Below are 18,055 nucleotides of genomic sequence, written 5' to 3'. Positions count from 1 at the left end.
AACTTTCGCGTTCTTTTCCAATGGGTACCAACGATATCTTTATTCTAGCAATTGAATCCTCGTGTGACGAAACCTCTGCGGCTGTTATAGCGGACGGCAAAGTACTTAATAATATTGTCGCCACACAATCTGTTCACGAAAAATATGGGGGTGTTGTTCCCGAGCTTGCTTCGCGTGCGCATCAGGAAAATCTTATCCCAGTGGTTCAGGAGGCCATTTTGTCTTCCGGGGTTTCAAAAGATCAACTTTCCGCTGTTGCATTTACCAGAGGGCCGGGTTTGATGGGATCACTTCTGGTTGGTGTAAGCTTTGCCAAGGCATTTGCCTTTGCTAAGAATATTCCTCTGATTGAAGTGAATCACATGAATGCACATATTTTGGCACACTTCATTGAAGATCCTAAACCTAACTTTCCATTTATCTGTTTGACAGTGAGTGGTGGTCATACTCAGTTGGTTTTGGTGAAAGATCATCTGGACATGGAAGTGATAGGAGAGACACAAGACGATGCGGTAGGTGAGGCCTTTGATAAGACGGCAAAGTTGTTGGGTTTACCTTATCCGGGTGGCCCACTTATTGACAAGTATGCTAAGCTGGGAAATCCGAAAGCATTTCAATTTCCGATTACTAGGATGCCTGAATTGAATTATTCCTTTAGCGGAATCAAGACGGCTGTATTGTATTTTCTTCGAGATCAATTAAAGGAAAATCCAAAATTTATCGAAGATAATTTAGCTGATCTTTGCGCAAGCATACAATACTCACTTGTAGAAATGCTTTTGATCAAATTGAAAGCAGCCGTGAAGCAATATAGTGTGAAGGAAGTCGCAATAGCAGGAGGTGTATCAGCCAATTCAGGATTAAGAGATACCTTGACTAAACTGGCAGGGCAAAAAGGATGGAACCTATACATTCCAAAATTCGAATACTGTACAGATAATGCAGCCATGATTGCCATGGCAGCACATTACAAATACCTGAAAGGAGAGTTTTCATCCATGGATGTTACTCCTCTCGCAAAAATGAAAATCTAAGCATGGCTAAGGATAATAAGTTTGACAAAGTCATCAATATAAAAAACAGAAAGGCAAGTTTTCAGTTTGAATTTGTAGATACCTATGTGGCTGGAATGGTGCTAAAAGGCACTGAGATTAAGTCTATACGTGAAGCAAAAGTATCACTGACTGAAGCGTTTTGTATTTTTCTGGATGGGGAGCTATATGTAAGACAGATGCACATCGCGCCTTATTCGATGGCAGCAAGTTATAATCATGTGGCGATTCGAGATAGAAAGTTGTTGATGAGTAAAAAAGAACTCGAAAAATTGGAAACTAAGTCACAGGAAAAAGGGCTGACTATCATTCCTGTTCGTATATTTATCAACGACCGAGGGATGGCAAAAATGGAAATAGCGCTTGGCCGAGGTAAGAAAACACACGACAAACGACAGGATCTGAAAGAAAAAGATGCAAAAAGAGAAATCCAGCGAATGGCCTTTGATTGATGCTTTTGGAATCTGTAGGCAAACTATCCTTCCTCTTTACCGCAGACCCACTTTCGATTCCGCACTGGTCACACAGTTACTTTTTGGGGAATGTTATCAGACAATAGCCATGACCCCGGATCAGCAATGGTTCAAAATATTGCACGAAGACACTGGGTTGCAAGGTTGGATTACCACTCAGGCACTCAAAGAAATTCCAGGAGCGGATTATTATAAGTTCCTCAATACAGACTTTCAGGTAGTCACCAGTCCTATCGCAGCTATAGAATATCTTGGCACCAATCTTTATTTGCTCCCAGGCAGCAGGCTCCACTTCTCAGACTTGGAGCTTTTTAATTGGCAAGATCACATAGGATTTACTGGATCGGTGCGAAGTCATGCGATAAAAGCCGACAGGTCCCAATTGATTGATATTGCGATCAAATATGTGAATGCTCCGTATCAGGCAGGAGGGAGGAGCATTTTCGGATTGGACGAGCGTCAGGGATTTGAATTGATTTTTAGTATTGCCGGTTATGCTTGGAAGTCCGGAAAAATTCCAGGTAGAAAAATTGACCCCGAGCTCATATTGCCAGGTGATTTATTTATTTTCAACGAATTAGAAAAGAAGCAAGTCAAATATGCCTTGTATCTTGGAGCTGAAGAAGTATTTTGGATGGACAATAGAATAAAAGTTTCTGACTTGAGTGAATGGGAAGCGTTCTTACGGAGCAGTAAGGATAAACAGGTGGAGTTAGAAACTCGCTCAATTTTAGGTTAAATTATGGAAAAGCGGGTATTGGTATTGAATTTAGATCATTCTCCCGTGGCGGTAGTTTCGCCACAAAAAGCCATAGTCCTGCTTCTACTTGAGAAAGCAAATTGCCTTTCTGTATATGATTTACTTCACATCCGTACTGTCAGCCGCAGTTTTGAATATCCCGCTGTGATTTGCTTGAATCACTACAAGAGCATCCCTTATCGTGGCGTGTTGCTCAATCGTGTAAATCTTTTTAGAAGAGATCGAGGAGAGTGTCAGTATTGCGGAAGTAAGAGGCAACTGACTATTGATCACGTAGTGCCTCGATCCAAAGGAGGGAAAACCAACTGGACCAATTTGACCACAGCCTGTCATAGATGCAATGTCTTGAAAGGAAATAAAAGTCCTGAAGAAGCTGGTCTTAGGATGCAAAAGATGCCATTTAAACCTTCTTTAGCCTATTTCTTGTCAGAGTATGCCGAAAGGCAAGCTGAAGAATGGCTTCCTTTTTTGAATAGTAGACTAGTACAGTAGTAAAGGATAGTAAGTTTGAGATTTGGAATTTCCAATTGCTCCTGATTTCTGGCAACATAATTGCCAGAAACCAGGTATGCACTTATCAATTATACCTACACTTTTGTTGGCTTTTTTTCTCCAAACCAGCCAAATCAGTTTTCAGCAACTTATCGGTACTTGGCAATTGGTACATTTTGATGCCATGGATGAATTGAGAAAGTCTCCTCAGTATCAGAACGCTGATGTAACTATGCGTGAGGGGTTAGAGTACAAAATCCAAAATCGACTTGAAAATACTGTTTATAAATTCGTGCCCGGCGATACGTTGAAATACACTGATTATGTACGGCAGGAAGTAGTACAGAAGCAGGCTAAAATAGAAATCAATAGTGACAATGTATTGACTATTCATACAGGTGCAGAGACCAGACAAGCCAAAATTGTGGAGTTTAACAGCGAAAGGATGGTGCTGGAACCTATCAGTAACAACCCCGGATCTGGCAAACTGGTTTTTGAAAAAATAAAATAGAAAAGTAGTAATCAATCACCACGATGAGATAGGCTGTCAGATATTCTGATAGCTTATTTTTTTTGAAAATCAATTAACACAACCGTGGTTCGACAAGCTTACTATCCTCTGTTTTCTCTGAAGATATTACTCTTAAATAAGTTGCTGATTTTGGGGTTTGTATTCCCCAATATAAGTCTTAGATAGTGTGAAAAATAGGCCTGAAATGGGATTTAAAGCCAGTTCAGGCTGTTGGTATGGTTTTGAATTTAAGTTGGTTGAACCATCAACCAATAAAAACTATGTTACGCTGGATTTTAATTTTCTTAGTAATCGCTTTGATTGCAGCCGTTTTAGGATTTGGAGGAATAGCAGCTGGTGCAGCTTCTATCGCTAAAATCATTTTCTACATCTTCTTAGTTTTGCTTGTCATTTCGTTGATCATGCATTTAGTAAGAAAAACCTGATTAGTTCAGGATAGAAAAAAACAACAATCAAATAACAGTTGCACGATTCCTAGCTAATAGGTTTCGTGCTACTTTAGACTCCCCTTTTCCCAATGAAAACTGAACCCAAATCCCCGGTAGTAGAAGAGAAAACTGAAAGAGGGATAATTCTTGATAGCTTGATTCAGGGTTTTTTGATCCTACTTCCGCTCACCATTATTTTAATACTTATTTCGATTGTATTCAATTTTATTTTTGGGATTGTAGCTCCACTTAGTTCCGCTTTGGAACCAAGTTCCGAAGATCCACATTGGCTGATTAATGTGCTTTCACTGGCCATATTTTGTTTATTTGTATTTTTAATAGGGCTCCTTGTCCGTAATAAAATTGGTAAGGTTTATTTTAAAAGCTTTGAAAAGAAATACCTCACCAAACTTCCACTTTATAATTTAATTCATCAGACTGTTTATCAATTTATAGGTTTGAAAAAGCTTCCTTTCTCGGAGGTAGTGCTTTTAGATCCTTTTAGATCAGGTACCATGATGACTGGTTTTATCACGGATCAAATTAACGATACGCTTTATACGGTATTTGTTCCTACCGCGCCAAACCCCACTAATGGTAATATTTATCATGTGCCAAAAGAGCTTATTACCTTTTTGAGTGTTAGTACCCAAGATGCCATGCGGACGGTCATGGGAATGGGGACCGGTACTGCCAGCATGCTGGCAGGAATGGAGCTAACTGATATACTAACGAAGGGTAGCGAGCAGGAAATCAAAAAGAGTGAGCTAGACGACGCCTTGGATACTATGAATAAGCCTGTTTAATCAGTTTGAAGACACGAATTTCAATCCTATAATAGAGCCAATTAGCGTAACTAGGAAAAAAATTCTCCAAAATTCAGCTGATTCCTTGAATACAAAAATTCCCACCAGCACAGTTCCTGCTGCACCAATCCCTGTCCATACAGCATAAGCAGTTCCTATAGGAAGGGTTTGGGTTGCTTTAATCAAAAGAAGCATGCTGATAGTTAGGCAGGCTATAAAGCCTGCATACCAACCATAAACAGCTATTCCAGTAGCGTACTTTGCTTTGCCGAGACAGGAGGCAAAACCCACTTCAAATAATCCGCCGATGATCAATAATATCCAATTCATAGGGTATTTTTTAGCTGCAAAGATTACAAATTATGCCTACCGGAAAGACAAAAGCGCAAGATGAAACTTCCACCCGCCTACAGCCCAGTTTCGTTATTGATTCTCTCACAGTCCCCATACCACATGTTCTTGGTAATTGAAAACTGAGATGGATTAGGGTGAAGATACTGAATTAGAAGTCTAACAATATTTGCTCCTTCAACAATCGAAAACTCTTTCTATGCCAGATGCAGTCTCCATGATCTTCGATCCCTGTCCTATGTGCTTTGGTGGGGTAGCCGACATTTCGCTCCCAAGCGTAATGTGGAAACTCTTTTGCCAGTCTTTCCATAAACTGATCTCGATGTACTTTGGCTAGTATGGAAGCAGCTGCTATGCTGGCATATTTACCGTCGCCTTTGATCACGCAGGTATACGGGATGCTTAATTGGGATTTCCATCGGTTACCATCGATCAGTAGATGCTCTGGAAGGACTTTCAAGCCTTGCACTGCGCGGGTCATTGCAAGAAAGGAAGCATTCAGAATATTTATTTTGTCGATTTCAGCCACACTGGCCTCAGCTATCTGCCAAGCCAATGCCTTGTCTTTGATCTCCTCAATCAAATCTTCCCGCTGCTTTTTACCGAGCTTCTTGGAGTCATTGATCCATGGATTGGAATAGTCTGCCGGCAGTATCACCGCTGCAGCTACCACTGGTCCTGCTAGACATCCCCGCCCGACTTCATCACATCCTGCCTCTATTCTATTAGCTCCTAAAAAGGGTTTTAGAATCATGGTGCTGATCTTCTCTGATTTTGTAGTATTTATGAATCATCTCTGCTACCAAACCTGTCCAACCTGTCTGATGAGATGCACCTAAGCCTGCACCACTGTCTCCATGGAAATACTCATAGAAGAGGATATAATCCTTGAAATGTGGGTCTTCCTGATATTTTTTGTGGGTGGCTCCATATACTGGCCTATTTCCATTTTCGTCTTTCATGAAGATCTTCATGCAGCGGAATGAAAGCTCCTTCGCAACAATGTCCATAGTCATATATTTGCCTGAACCGGTAGGGTATTCTATAGAGAAATCTCCTCCATAGTAGAAGTCAAACTTCTTTAGGGATTCGATGAGAAGGAAGTTGATAGGAAACCAAATAGGTCCTCGCCAGTTGGAATTACCACCAAACATCACGGTGTCAGATTCTCCAGGAGTATATTTAACAGATAGCGTTTCTCCTCCTATTTTCATAGAGTATGGATTTTTCTCATGGTATTTGGAGAGTGATCTTATGCCGTAATCACTTAGAAATTCGTTGGAATCCAACATTTTTTGCAAAACACTTTTCATTCTATGCCCTCTCAAAAGAGAAAATAACCTACGCTTGTCATAGCCTGGCTGTATCCAGCTAGATACAAGGGCTGCCAATTTTGGCTTTTCCCGAAGGAAAAAATCCAATCGTTTTTTAAACTCAGGAAGTTTGGCGAAAAGATCTTCACGTATCGGTTCCACTGCGAATAGCGGAATTAAACCTACAATAGAGCGCACCTTCATTTTACGGGGATCTTTTCCAGGAATGTGAAATACGTCGTAGAAGAAATTGTCCTCATCATCCCAAAGAGAAATATGCTCTTCAGAGATATTGCTCATGGCTCCCGCGATGTAAAGAAAGTGCTCAAGAAACTTGGTTGCCGTGAACTGATAGACTGTATTGAACTCACACAGATCAAGTGAAATACGTAGTAAATTCAAAGAGAACATAGCCATCCAAGAGGTAGCATCCGCTTGTTCTAGTTTGCCATGATATTTCTGTGCGTGGCTTCTATCGAATACAGAAATATTATCCAAACCAAGAAATCCACCTTCAAAGATGTTTTTGCCATCACTATCTTTCTGATTGACCCACCAGGTGAAATTGAGCATCAATTTGTGCAGTGCTCTTTCTAGGAACTCATGATCGCCAACACCATTATTTGCTTTTTTATCAATCTGATAAACCCGCTGGACGGCATAAGCATGCACAGGTGGATTCACATCTGAGAAATTCCACTCATAGGCCGGTATTTGCCCATTAGGGTGCATATACCATTCATTTAGAAGGAGCAGAAGCTGACCCTTCGCAAATTCTGGATCTATCCTCGCCAGAGGGATGCAGTGAAATGCCAGATCCCAAGCAGCATACCACGGGTATTCCCACTTATCTGGCATGGATATGATATCATAGTTTTGCAAGTGTCTCCAGTCGCTATTTCTGCCTTTCTTGCGCACTAAAGGTGGCACATATCTACCAGGATCTCCTTCCAGCCATCGCTCTACATCATAATAATAGAATTGTTTTGACCACATCATCCCTGCATAAGCCTGACGTTGGATATTTACTAAATCATCGTCAGTAACACGTTTTTGGAGTGGTGCATAGAATTCGTCTGCTTCTTTTTTACGCTTCTCTAGGCATTTGTCACAGATTTCAAGAGGGTTATCTTCTATTTGATGTTGAAGCCTAAGTTTTACCTGCCTGCTTTCACCGGCGGGAATAGTGATTTCATAGATTGCCGCCGCCTTTGTTCCTTTATTTTCGGGATTGATGTGGCTGGCATCACCTTGAACAACAAAGTCGTTAATCGCATCTTTGAGAAATTTTTTCTCATTTCCGATGTTATAAATCCGTTCACGATTGGTTTCGTTATCACAAAATTTCAAGTCAGGCTCTCCATCAAATGTGATAGAATAATTGCCTGATTTGGGATTGTATGCTTTGATGGTAGTGTCTCCAGTTTTGGTAAGCTTAGGCATAAATGGTTCGTGCCCGGTAAACCAAGTCTTACGAAACCAAAAAGTAGGCATCACCCATATTTTGGCTTCTTCTGGACCTCGATTATGAATAGTAGCTACCGCAACGATGTCTTCTATATCTTGCTTTGCATACTCAATAAAGATGTCAAAGTATTTGTCCTCGTCAAAAATCCCTGTATCTATCAGCTCATATTCAGGATCTAATTTACTTCGCTTGATATTTTCTTCTAAGAGGTGTTGATAAGGATATTCGGCTTGAGGATACTTATATAGCATCTTCATATAGCTGTGTGTAGGAGTTGAGTCCAAGTAGTAATAAATCTCCTTTACATCCTCTCCGTGGTTACCTTGATTTCCGGTCAACCCAAACAGACGTTCCTTCAGGTAAGGATCTTTACCATTCCAAAATGCCCAAGCTAGGCAAAACTTCTGCTTGTTATCAGAAATACCACCAATACCTTCCTCTCCCCAACGATATGCTTTACTTCTGGCATCATCATGAGTGACATTTTCCCATGCTGAACCGTCGGGACTATAATCCTCCCGAACTGTTCCCCATTGCCTTTCTGTGAGGTAAGGCCCCCATTTTTTCCAATGTTTAGTGTGGTTCCTATCTTCTTGTAATCTTATATTTTCAGCTGACATGTAATTCTCTCTCTAGGGCAATCTTCGAAATTATTAATTTCTATTAATTATTGCTTGAAAAACCGAGTTCCATTTAGAAATACTGCGGATTTTTTTTTGAATTGGTAATTAAAAATACATCCCGTTCAATTGTTGGATATTCTGAAAGTCAGATGATTTGCTATATTTCATCATTTTTTCAGGAGTTATTATTTCTTAAGTAATATTTATGGAAAAGATTCTTTCACAGAAATTAACTCATGATTTCACGTCTACACTTGTAGATATGAAATATTAATCTACATTTGTAGATGTAATTTAATCCAAAGGTAATGAAACTATCAAGAGCTGAAGAAGAATTGATGAACCATTTGTGGAGGCTTAAGCGAGCTTTTATGAAAGATCTAATGGATGCTTATCCTAATCCAAAACCTGCCTCTACCACCATCTCTACACTATTGAAGCGTATGCAGGACAAGGAATTTGTGGGATATGAAGCCAATGGGAAGTTGCGCGAATACTATCCAATGGTTACAAAAGAAAATTATTTTTCAAAGCACCTAAAAGGTTTGATCAAGAACTTTTTTAACGATTCGCCAGCACAGTTTGCGTCTTTTTTTACTAAAAAGACCGAGCTCTCCGAAGAGGAGTTGATAGCACTCAAAAGTATAATCGAAGACCAGCTAAATCAGAAAAAATGACCCTTTACCTAATCAAATCCATAGCCTGCCTACTTTTGTTGCTTCTGGTTCACAGGGTGCTTTTGCAGCGTGAAGTATTACATAGATTCAACCGATTCTTTCTGCTGTTCTCGGTAGTTGCATCTTTTCTTATTCCACTTTATACGATTGAAGTTCCTCAGGAAATAGTTACTGATCCAACCGAAGTGATTTCTGAGCTAGGTGCCTTTGAAGCTGATCCATCTGACATGATTACTGAGCCTACTAACTTTGAAGCAACAAGTCAGGATCTTAATCGGGAGCAGGTGTTTGCTGCAGTTCCAGAATCTCAATTTAATTGGGAATACCTTTTATTTGGGTTTTATGGGCTGATTTCCCTTGTTTTCTTATACAGATTTGGGCGAAACATTAAGGTTCTAGTCAATAAGATCCAGCGAAACATTAAAATTAATTACCGTGGACAGACGCTTGTTTTGCTTAAGGAAGACACCCTTCCTTTCTCTTTTCTTGAATACATTTTTGTAGCAGAATCTGATCTGGACAGTGGGAAATTCACTGATGCCGTTTTCGCCCATGAGTGTACGCATATTCAGGAAAAACACAGTTGGGATAACCTTTTTATTGAAGCTTTGCTCATACCGCTTTGGTTTCATCCCGGCTTGCACTGGGCTAAAGCTAGCATCAAGCTGAATCATGAATTTATCGCGGACCAAATAGCTTTGCAAAGCACTCCCTTAGAGAAATACGAAAGTCAACTAATAGCTATGATGCTAGCGGAGCAGAAATATGGCTTGGCAAGCAGTCTAAATTTTTCATTAACCAAAAAACGATTTGAAATGATGAAGAGAAAAACAGTAAGCGGAAAAAGCTGGATCAAGATTTTGGTCTTGGTACCCGTGCTAGGCCTATTAGTCTATTTTTTCAGTGATAAAGTTGCTGCAAAAGTGGATGATAGTGATAGGATAGGTGAGGTATATGTAAATGCTTCAGATGCAGGTGAAGTTGATTTTGACCTTACACTTGAACTGAAACCCAATGGTGTTTATAGGTCAAATGATAAAGAATATAGTATTGAGGAGATAAAAGTCCTAATAGGAAAAACTGAACCAGTAGAAAAGCACCTTACCATTAATTTAATTACCCAGCCTGAAGTTTCAATGGGAGAATTGAGCGATTTCCAGGGGATGCTTAGAGAGCTGGATATTAGAAGGATTTATTATGTTGATTCTGGGAGGAAAACAAATGAGGCTCAGGAAGAGGAGAAAGCTAAATTTTACAGCGATGTTAGATTTCGAGTAGAAAAAGTTCAAATGTATTATATATCTAAAAATTACTCGGAGCTCACAGATAAAGAGCGGTCTATGTTATTATCACCTTCTAGTGAGGATGATAGGGGAAATAAAGCTTCTAAAATTCCGCACATCTTTTTTACTCCTGATGGCGATCCTTCTTTATCCTACAATTCATTCACTGAGTCATATGTAGAAGAAGTGACAAGACTGAAAAATGGAAAAGGATTTATTACTATTACTCCTACCGCAATTTATTTAGTGGATATTTCTAATTATGCTAATCCAGTGGAGTACTTTTCTCAAAAGTTTGCGGAATATGAAAGTCTGAGAAGCGGCGAACCTCATTACCTCAACAGATCCCGAAAAGATCAGGCAATATTGGAAGCGTTGTATTTTGAATTAGATGCGATGTATTATCAGTTTAGCGATAAAATGAGGTCACAAGTACAATCACTTCTGAGTTATCGAGCTAATCCTCTGTATATACCCATTTATCCTTATACAAAGCTAGTTAAGGATGGAGAAATACATTATTATATAGATAGAAGTGAACTGAAGGACGTTGACCCAGAGTTAATACCACCTCTACTACCACCACCACCACTAGATTGGAAAACTAAATATCCACCTAAAAATTCTGCTCCTGACCAACAAAGTAAGGATCCTGTCGCCGAACAGAAAGTAGAAACTCAAGACAAATGGCCTCCGGGAGTAAAAGCAGCTCAGATAAAAAATGATCTTCAATCATACAAAGATGCTAATTCAGCTTACGAAAAGCTTCGAAACCAATCCCCACATTTCGTCAAGAGAAGTAAAGCAGAACAGGACAAGTTAACAGAAATGTTTTCAGAGTTATGGACTATCTATCTACATGTCCCATTTCATGATAAACCGAAAGTAAAGTATCCTGTTCGTCCTTTTGCACCATACATGAAATTGGAATCGGATGGTGAAGTTTATTACAAATTTGGAAGGGATCTAACTGCTGAAGAGCATAAAAAATATCCTCCTCTTCCTCCTCCGCCAGCTACTCATGAAGAACAAGTAGAGGATTACAAAAAAGTCTTTTACCAGTATGAGTTGATGCGCAACAAAGGGCGAAATGATGCTTCCTTATCCATGGAGGAGCGAAATAATTTGTTTCTAATGTACAATGAGCTTCAACTTAAATTCCTGAGATTGGGTGCTCCTGCGCGGAGACAAGTCAAAATGGTCAATTTTCCTTATTATCGAGTAGAAGAAAATGGTAAGGTGGTTTTCAAAGCTATATCTGAGCTCACTCCAGAGCAAAGAGCATTGAACAACTGCTAGTGATACTAATTAGATCATGAAAATGACTGAGTCAGAATAAAGTCTGGTTCAGTCATTTTTGTTTCGGGCAGGATTAGCTCGAATGTCTGGGGCCAGGTGCTTACCCAATCCTGGAAAGAATTATCTGTTATAAAATTTGCCTGTATTACCTTATCTAGCTTTGCGAAGTCAAAGTTTTCCGAGGCAATACCAGCTCCAGAATATGCAGTGTCCAAGGCATTACAAGCTTGTTCATATTGACCAGCTACTGGAATCACCATCACGGGCTTGCCTAGATACATTGCTTCACAAATTGATTCAAATCCTGCTGTGCTGACTAATCCTTTACAAGCTGCCATGTCTCGAAGGAAGTTCTTGTCATGAACTCTATGAAAACTCAAGTTTGGCAATGGATACTCATTCTCGGCAGCATCTTTTTTATCCCAGTAGACCCGCATGTGCAGGTGAGGATTTGCTTTCGCAAAAGAAAGAACTTCCGCACTATAGCCGCTATTGACTATGTAGGTAAGGAAAAAGTCTCCTGAAGTCGGGGTGAGTTTTTTCACATCCTCTCTGAGCAATGGAGGTACTACAGTGATTTTATCCGTGGATTCTAATTGGTAAAATGAAAGCGCGAGCTTTTCCGAGGCTCCTAAGGCTGTCAGTCGGGTGTTGAACTTGAAAAAAAACTTGTTAAATCCTTTCGCAGGAGCAAATTTGAAGTTGGGATGATAAATCAAATACTGATGTCCAATCACCCAATACTGAGCTTTTGGTTTGAAAATCCCATTGTAAATGCCACCCAGTAAATCGTAAAAATTCAGGATAATGTCAGGCTGTTCAGCTTTAACTACCTCATGAATCTCTCTCAGACTTTGCCAAAAAATAGATGCTTTAGCGAGATTTTGACGGATCGTTTTCCCTATTAAAATCTTCTTTTCCTCTTTGTCACAAGCAAAATTCGGACTATCTACCAGATGGATGGGAGCTGATATTTCTCTGGAGAAAAACTCAGGAATTGTCCTGCGCTTACTTTTACCTAAAATAACTCCTGCTAATTCATGGCCTTGCTTTCTGAGCATGTTGGAAAAAGCAATGGCTTGAGTCATATGTCCACGACCTTCAGCTTGGACAATAAATAGAAACGTCATTGGATGGAAGTAAATGCTGGTGGTTCCAAATCATCCTTTGGTGCTTCAAAGGAAACCTCTCTCATTGGGATTATAGTAGTTTCTGGCTTGCCGATGAAGAATTGCTGCAGGCTGTCATCATGAGCTTCTTTGAAGTTGATTTCATTGTAATAGATCAACTGCCAATTTCCATCATGATCTTCTGCCAAAGCGCTCATCGTCTCTACCCAGTCACCAGAATTCATGTATTCTATTCCGTCGATAATTCTGTTTTCAGGTTTGTGGATATGGCCACAAATGATACCATCACATCCTTTTGCCTTAGCCATTTTCGCAAGTTCTTCCTCGTATTGATCAATGTAGGAAACAGCTGATTTCACCTTACCTTTTACATACTGAGAGAGAGAAAAATAGGGGAGGCCTCGCTTTATCCGGTAATGATTGACTACGCTATTCAGCCAAAGCAAAAAAGTATAGCCAATATCCCCCAAATAGGCGATCCAGCGAAGATTGGTGGTGATACTGTCAAATACGTCACCATGCGTGATGAAGTACTTTTTGCCATGACTTTCGTAGATCATGTCTTTTTGGATGGATAGATTTCCCATCTGAAATGGAAGGATCTGATCCAGAAAGTCATCATGATTTCCGCGCAGATAGTACACCTTGGTACTATGATTCTCAATCATTTTCAGGATTCGGTTGAAAAAACGGGTGTGTTTCCTTTTCCAGGATCCCGATTTCTTCAGTTGCCATCCGTCGATGATGTCGCCGTTCAGAATGAGATTCTCACAGTTGTACTGCTTGAGAAACCGTGCGATCTCTTTGGCTTTTGAGCCTTTTGTACCCAAATGTACATCGGATACTACTATCGTTTTGAATTGGGTCTTCACTATTCTGGTTTTGGTTGAAAGGTATAACCTCCAATTGAACTCAGTGTCAGGGCATTATTAAAAAAATAGTAAGATTACTTAGGTTTGGGGTTCTAATGTAATCTTAGTGTTAAAAAGATGTGAAAAAGACCGTTCTAAGCTGCAAAACCATAATGTATCTTTGAATTTGGAATAGCTGAGAGCAGAAAGATTTAGATCAAGTAGCAGCTCTGAATATATTTCTTGAAGTTCAGCCCGCAGTTTTTATCTTGTAGAATCAAGCACGTATCTGTTTGAAAAAGGAAATCAAAATCACATGAAAATTTCAAATTCACTTTTTTGGGAGCGTTATCAAAAAGCACCAATTGTCGGAATAATTCGAGGACAATCGCTTGAAACAGTTTTGAAAATAGCGCAAGCCTATGAAGATGCAGGACTTACTACGCTTGAAATCACGATGAACACCTTAGGTGCAGCCAAGACAATTTCTACTTTGCGCAGTAAATTTCCATCACTAAATGTAGGTGCAGGAACGGTGTGTAATTTGACTGAACTTCGGGAAGCACTTGATGCTGGAGCGCAGTTTATTGTGACGCCCATTATAGATGAGACAGTCATTGAGCATGCTGTGAATGAGCATATCCCGATTTTCCCCGGAGCCTTTTCACCAACTGAGATATATAAAGCTTGGTCTTTGGGGGCTTCAGCGGTCAAGCTATTTCCAGCAACTCAATTAGGTGTTCAATTTATCAAAGACGTACTGGGGCCGCTGGATAAAATTAAACTACTTCCCACCGGGGGAGTTTCTAAGACAAATATCAAATCGTTTTTTGAAGCGGGAGCCTGCGGTGTAGGAATGGGAAGTTCTCTGATTGATAAAAAATTGGTGAATGAAGGAGATTTTGATGGCTTGAAAAAGCACTTCGCCAGTATCAAAGCTGAGGTTTCAGATTTTATATAGTAAGTCATGTGTAGATCAAAATTCGTTTAAAGAGAAAGCGGGATATCTGCGAGGACTTAATAGTATGTTATAGTTGGTTTTGATCAAAAAAAGTGGCCTTTTAAAAAAGCCACCTTAATTAAACTACAAACCAATTTATACCTAATTATTTACTACCTCATTTTCCAATTCTACTAAAGCTACAGCCCCGTGAATAGCGGTTTCATCCATTTCTGAAAGTAAAATCTCAAATCGCTCAATGACAGTTGGGTAATTGAATGAAGAAATTGAATTGAAAAGTGACTTTTTGAAAAGAGGGTATGTTTTTCTGATAGATCCACCTAATATGACTGCCTCAGGAGCCAGAGCGTACAGTATATGTTTAATGAGTTCTCCTAAATGATGACCATATTCATCAAATGCTTTTATGGCTGTGGGATCTCCAGCGAGTGCCTGCTTGGCTAGAGCCTTTGGTTTACTGTGATAGTATCTTTCAAAAAACTTACCACTGCAATAATGCTCAAAATCATGATCCAAATAGGCGGCACTGCACCATTCTCCAGCAGCGGAATTTACGCCGCTGTAAAGGTGTCCATTGATTACAATTCCCCCACCAATACCAGTGCCCAACGTAAGTCCTACCAGATGATTAAATTTCTTGCCTACACCGAATTTATGTACACCGGATGCAAAGCAGTTTGCATCATTATTAATGAAAACCGGCTTTAAAAACCGTTCGGTTAAAAATTTCTTCAACTCCACGTGCTGAAATGCGGGGATGTTCGAAAGACCCAAAACTATGCCTTCACGTACATCTACCAGACCAGGTATGCCGACACCAATTCCAACTAAGTCGTATGAGAGATAGGTTTCAATAAATTCCGCAATGGTCTCTAGAATAAACTCTTTACTTTCTTTAGCGGGCGTAACAATGGATCGGATATCTTCCAAATGTCCATTAATTAGCACGCCACCTTTGATTCCGGTGCCTCCGATGTCTAATCCCAAAATGGCTTTTTCCATTCGCTACAAATAATATGGTTGATAGGTTTATTACAAAAGCTGCGACTGACAGGATTTAGTCACAGCTTAGGTTAATCTTTCTCTTATAGCATTCCTTCTATTGACTTCTCCAGCTCTCTTGCGGTGGCTAGGAATTCTTCCACATTCATATCCCGGAAGAAAATCAGTCCATGACTAGATCTTACTTTAGCACGATCATGCTGGTAGAAGTAATTCTTACCCAGCAAAAGCTGAATTGCATCTAGCTGATCCACCCAGATTCTTTTTGCGACAGTACTGAATTTACCATTGTGCGAATAGCTCGGGAAGGATGCATTCACCTGACTCATGTAGCAATTGGCAAAGGAATCTTCCATTACTGACATATCACCTAGAGAAACTGGGACTATCACGTTAGCCTCATGTGGTTCGAATTTGAACCATACATTTCTGTAACCAATGATTCTCAATTTGCTGATGTCTTTCTCTTCTCCCCACTTTTTCACAGCGGCCGCAGTAGCTTGAAGCACTTTGTAGTGAGTATCTGGACCAGATCCTTCTGGATCAAGCGTTAAACTAATCTTTGTAGGGTTTACTTTTCTAAACATTTCCACGATCGGTTCTACATCGCGATCTTTGTCTGGTTGCTCAGTGAAAATATCTCCAGTATAGAAGCCAAGTCTTAGATGATGGACATTTTTTACCTGTACTCCAAAATGTGCCCAAACTAGTTCTTCTTCAAACTCACGAATCATCCCTTTTAGTTTCTGGACTTTCGAAGAATTCTTCTCGCCATCATAGCTATTCTTAAGAATACTAATTACATCATTAATTGTTTCTCTAAGTTGCGTTTTATTCTTGATATCATAGACGATTACCAAAGCTCTCACTACTCGATGGCAAAGTCCTCTCAATCGCTGATCAGCATCCTCAGAAGCTACATTGGTGAGGTAGTGATAGACGTCTTTGTCGGTTTTAAGACTATAGCCTACCTCAAAGAAATCTTCAAAATGAACCATTTGGATCTGGCCGTTATCCAGAAGCTTCTTGGTATGCTGGAGCGTGTCGATTACAAAAGTATTCGTCACAGCCGTAAAGCCAGAAGTCAGGACAGAGAAGTGAGCCTCGTTACTGGGCTCATGAAGCTGATTGGTGATATGTGGTAAAATGCCTAGTGAGATATCATCGTGGTGCGGACCAGTATGAAGAAGCACCTCATTTCTTTCTTGTTCTAACCCTTTAGATAGCTTCTTCTCAATACTTGCCATTACTTGATTTACAGTCTCCTCAGACAAATCAGGGATTAGCCTAGTATATTTATCTGCCTTTAAATCAGAAAGTTTGATTCTGTGTCCGTATTTGCCTAGTTTTTTACAAAGATCGATTACAGATCGCTCAGTTTTTTCCCAAGTCCATTCTCCTTTTTCATAATAGGCATCCACAGAATCTGTGAGCTTCACACCAGCGCCTTTTGTGACATAGAATCTGCCGTTTTTAAGCTTCTGAAGAACTGTACCCGGGAAGACGTTATTCAGCGGAGTTTCAAGAGAATCTTTTACGATCCCAGCTTTTGCTTCACCTGCCGCAATGATAATTGCAACAGCTTCTGGATTGTATACAATTGTATCTAATCCAATAGTAATTACTAGTCGATTTGATGAAACTTCAATACCTCCTAGATCTCCTGCAGCTACCGCTTGCGTTTCAAAATTAGTTTCTGTCAATCGAGTCACAGAGAATAAATGCGAGCCTCTGGTATTAAATGCGATATGTCCATCTGGGCCTATTCCACCTAAGAAGAAACCAATTCCGCCAGCATCTCTGATTTTTTGCTCGTATTCACCACACCATTGATCGATCATGTAGATGGATTGCTGCTGTAGTTTTTCATGATCATTTTTAGGGTCACGAAATCTTAATGAAAGATCAACTTTCAGGTCAGGAAAAACTTCTTTGAAATGTAGTCCACCTGCCAAAGGGATCTCATCTGAATTAATCAGAATGGCTTTTTCTTTCGAAAGGCCAAATCCCTGGATATAGAATTTATTAACGTAGTCGTAAAAGCTATTATTCTGCTTGGAAGAAATCGGGTAGAATTCATCAATCTGCACAAATGTCAGATCTTTCAAAATCGGCTTTTTAGTATTGCCTAACCCGTATTTTTCTCTTACATCTTTGCCTTTTTTATTATCCCAGTTTTCAAGTAGGAACTGAGTCCATTTGATGAAAAATTCAGGTGTTTTGCCTGTTGGCAAACTAATGACACCCTCTGGGTTTGCTGCAGCCCATTCCAAAAACCGGCACGCGGTCAACAAGCCAAGTTTAGGAAAATTGTCAACTTGAAGGTAAGGAATGAGGGTGGTGATTTTCTCTACACCAGATTCCTGAAGAAAACTTTTTTCAACTTCTGAAAGTGGATACTTACTTAGCATACTGTTTGGACAGGTTTGATTATTAGGACTATTTTAGATAAGCTTTTTTTAAATGCTGTGTAATCAATGCGTTACTATTTCGATAGAAAGTAAATTATAAAGGAATCTCTGGATAATACTTACAGTCTGAATATTTTTTCCTC

17 protein-coding genes are annotated in these 18,055 nt (G+C 39.8%); 10 read left to right on the top strand and 7 right to left on the bottom strand.

What is annotated here, in order from left to right; translation table 11 throughout:
- Positions 1-20: 20 nt before the first annotated feature.
- From tsaD to SYJ56_RS11690, 7 genes are all read left to right on the top strand, one after another.
- A complete protein-coding gene (gene tsaD / locus SYJ56_RS11720) occupies positions 21-1,034 on the top strand; it encodes a tRNA (adenosine(37)-N6)-threonylcarbamoyltransferase complex transferase subunit TsaD (RefSeq protein WP_323834287.1) in 1,014 nt (337 codons plus the stop codon).
- Positions 1,035-1,036: 2 nt separating this feature from the next.
- Positions 1,037-1,504, top strand: coding sequence for an SsrA-binding protein SmpB (gene smpB, locus SYJ56_RS11715; RefSeq protein WP_323834286.1), 468 nt, complete (start codon positions 1,037-1,039; stop codon positions 1,502-1,504).
- Positions 1,467-2,264, top strand: coding sequence for a hypothetical protein (locus SYJ56_RS11710; RefSeq protein ID WP_323834285.1), 798 nt, complete (start codon positions 1,467-1,469; stop codon positions 2,262-2,264). Before smpB ends, SYJ56_RS11710 begins: the two co-directional genes overlap by 38 nt.
- A gap of 3 nt (positions 2,265-2,267) precedes the next feature.
- Positions 2,268-2,777: an HNH endonuclease gene (locus SYJ56_RS11705; protein WP_323834284.1), complete on the top strand. Its 510-nt coding sequence runs from the start codon at positions 2,268-2,270 to the stop codon at positions 2,775-2,777.
- A 76-nt stretch (positions 2,778-2,853) separates the two neighbouring features.
- Positions 2,854-3,288 (top strand): hypothetical protein, encoded by a 435-nt coding sequence (locus SYJ56_RS11700; protein ID WP_323834283.1) that lies wholly within the window; start codon positions 2,854-2,856, stop codon positions 3,286-3,288.
- Between the two features lie 281 nt (positions 3,289-3,569).
- Entirely contained in the window at positions 3,570-3,734 is a 165-nt protein-coding gene (locus tag SYJ56_RS11695; protein WP_323834282.1) for a DUF1328 domain-containing protein, read from the top strand.
- A 92-nt stretch (positions 3,735-3,826) separates the two neighbouring features.
- Complete coding sequence (locus SYJ56_RS11690; RefSeq protein ID WP_323834281.1) at positions 3,827-4,543, top strand: DUF502 domain-containing protein; 717 nt, start codon at positions 3,827-3,829, stop codon at positions 4,541-4,543.
- On the opposite strand, the gene SYJ56_RS11685 is transcribed toward SYJ56_RS11690, so the two are convergent.
- From SYJ56_RS11685 to SYJ56_RS11675, 3 genes are all read right to left on the bottom strand, one after another.
- Entirely contained in the window at positions 4,544-4,873 is a 330-nt protein-coding gene (locus SYJ56_RS11685) for a DMT family transporter (RefSeq protein ID WP_323834280.1), read from the bottom strand.
- 172 nt (positions 4,874-5,045) lie between these two features.
- Complete coding sequence (locus SYJ56_RS11680) at positions 5,046-5,648, bottom strand: ribonuclease HII (RefSeq protein WP_323834279.1); 603 nt, start codon at positions 5,646-5,648, stop codon at positions 5,046-5,048.
- Positions 5,620-8,295: an MGH1-like glycoside hydrolase domain-containing protein gene (locus SYJ56_RS11675; protein WP_323834278.1), complete on the bottom strand. Its 2,676-nt coding sequence runs from the start codon at positions 8,293-8,295 to the stop codon at positions 5,620-5,622. Before SYJ56_RS11675 ends, SYJ56_RS11680 begins: the two co-directional genes overlap by 29 nt.
- Before the next feature lie 311 nt (positions 8,296-8,606).
- Here SYJ56_RS11675 and SYJ56_RS11670 point away from each other — a divergent pair, with 311 nt between their 5' ends.
- Positions 8,607-8,975: a BlaI/MecI/CopY family transcriptional regulator gene (locus tag SYJ56_RS11670; RefSeq protein ID WP_323834277.1), complete on the top strand. Its 369-nt coding sequence runs from the start codon at positions 8,607-8,609 to the stop codon at positions 8,973-8,975.
- Entirely contained in the window at positions 8,972-11,557 is a 2,586-nt protein-coding gene (locus tag SYJ56_RS11665; RefSeq protein WP_323834276.1) for a M56 family metallopeptidase, read from the top strand. The genes SYJ56_RS11670 and SYJ56_RS11665 overlap by 4 nt, the downstream gene beginning before the upstream one ends.
- A gap of 14 nt (positions 11,558-11,571) precedes the next feature.
- On the opposite strand, the gene SYJ56_RS11660 is transcribed toward SYJ56_RS11665, so the two are convergent.
- A complete protein-coding gene (locus SYJ56_RS11660; RefSeq protein ID WP_323834275.1) occupies positions 11,572-12,687 on the bottom strand; it encodes a glycosyltransferase family protein in 1,116 nt (371 codons plus the stop codon).
- Complete coding sequence (locus SYJ56_RS11655; RefSeq protein ID WP_323834274.1) at positions 12,684-13,559, bottom strand: UDP-2,3-diacylglucosamine diphosphatase; 876 nt, start codon at positions 13,557-13,559, stop codon at positions 12,684-12,686. The genes SYJ56_RS11660 and SYJ56_RS11655 overlap by 4 nt, the downstream gene beginning before the upstream one ends.
- Before the next feature lie 295 nt (positions 13,560-13,854).
- Here SYJ56_RS11655 and SYJ56_RS11650 point away from each other — a divergent pair, with 295 nt between their 5' ends.
- Positions 13,855-14,499 carry a bifunctional 4-hydroxy-2-oxoglutarate aldolase/2-dehydro-3-deoxy-phosphogluconate aldolase gene (locus tag SYJ56_RS11650; protein ID WP_323834273.1) on the top strand — a complete coding sequence of 215 codons (645 nt, stop codon included), beginning with the start codon at positions 13,855-13,857 and terminating at the stop codon, positions 14,497-14,499.
- 141 nt (positions 14,500-14,640) lie between these two features.
- Here the strand turns inward: SYJ56_RS11650 and SYJ56_RS11645 are convergent, their stop codons facing one another.
- Positions 14,641-15,501, bottom strand: coding sequence for an ROK family protein (locus SYJ56_RS11645; RefSeq protein WP_323834272.1), 861 nt, complete (start codon positions 15,499-15,501; stop codon positions 14,641-14,643).
- An 83-nt stretch (positions 15,502-15,584) separates the two neighbouring features.
- Positions 15,585-17,912, bottom strand: coding sequence for a glucosamine-6-phosphate isomerase (locus tag SYJ56_RS11640; protein WP_323834271.1), 2,328 nt, complete (start codon positions 17,910-17,912; stop codon positions 15,585-15,587).
- Positions 17,913-18,055 lie beyond the last annotated feature (143 nt).

The sequence above is a fragment of the Algoriphagus aurantiacus genome (assembly GCF_035156405.1).
GTDB classification, from domain to species: Bacteria; Bacteroidota; Bacteroidia; order Cytophagales; family Cyclobacteriaceae; genus Algoriphagus; species Algoriphagus aurantiacus.
Note: the sequence above shows the minus strand (reverse complement) of the source record. Positions and strands in the feature narration are given on the sequence as shown.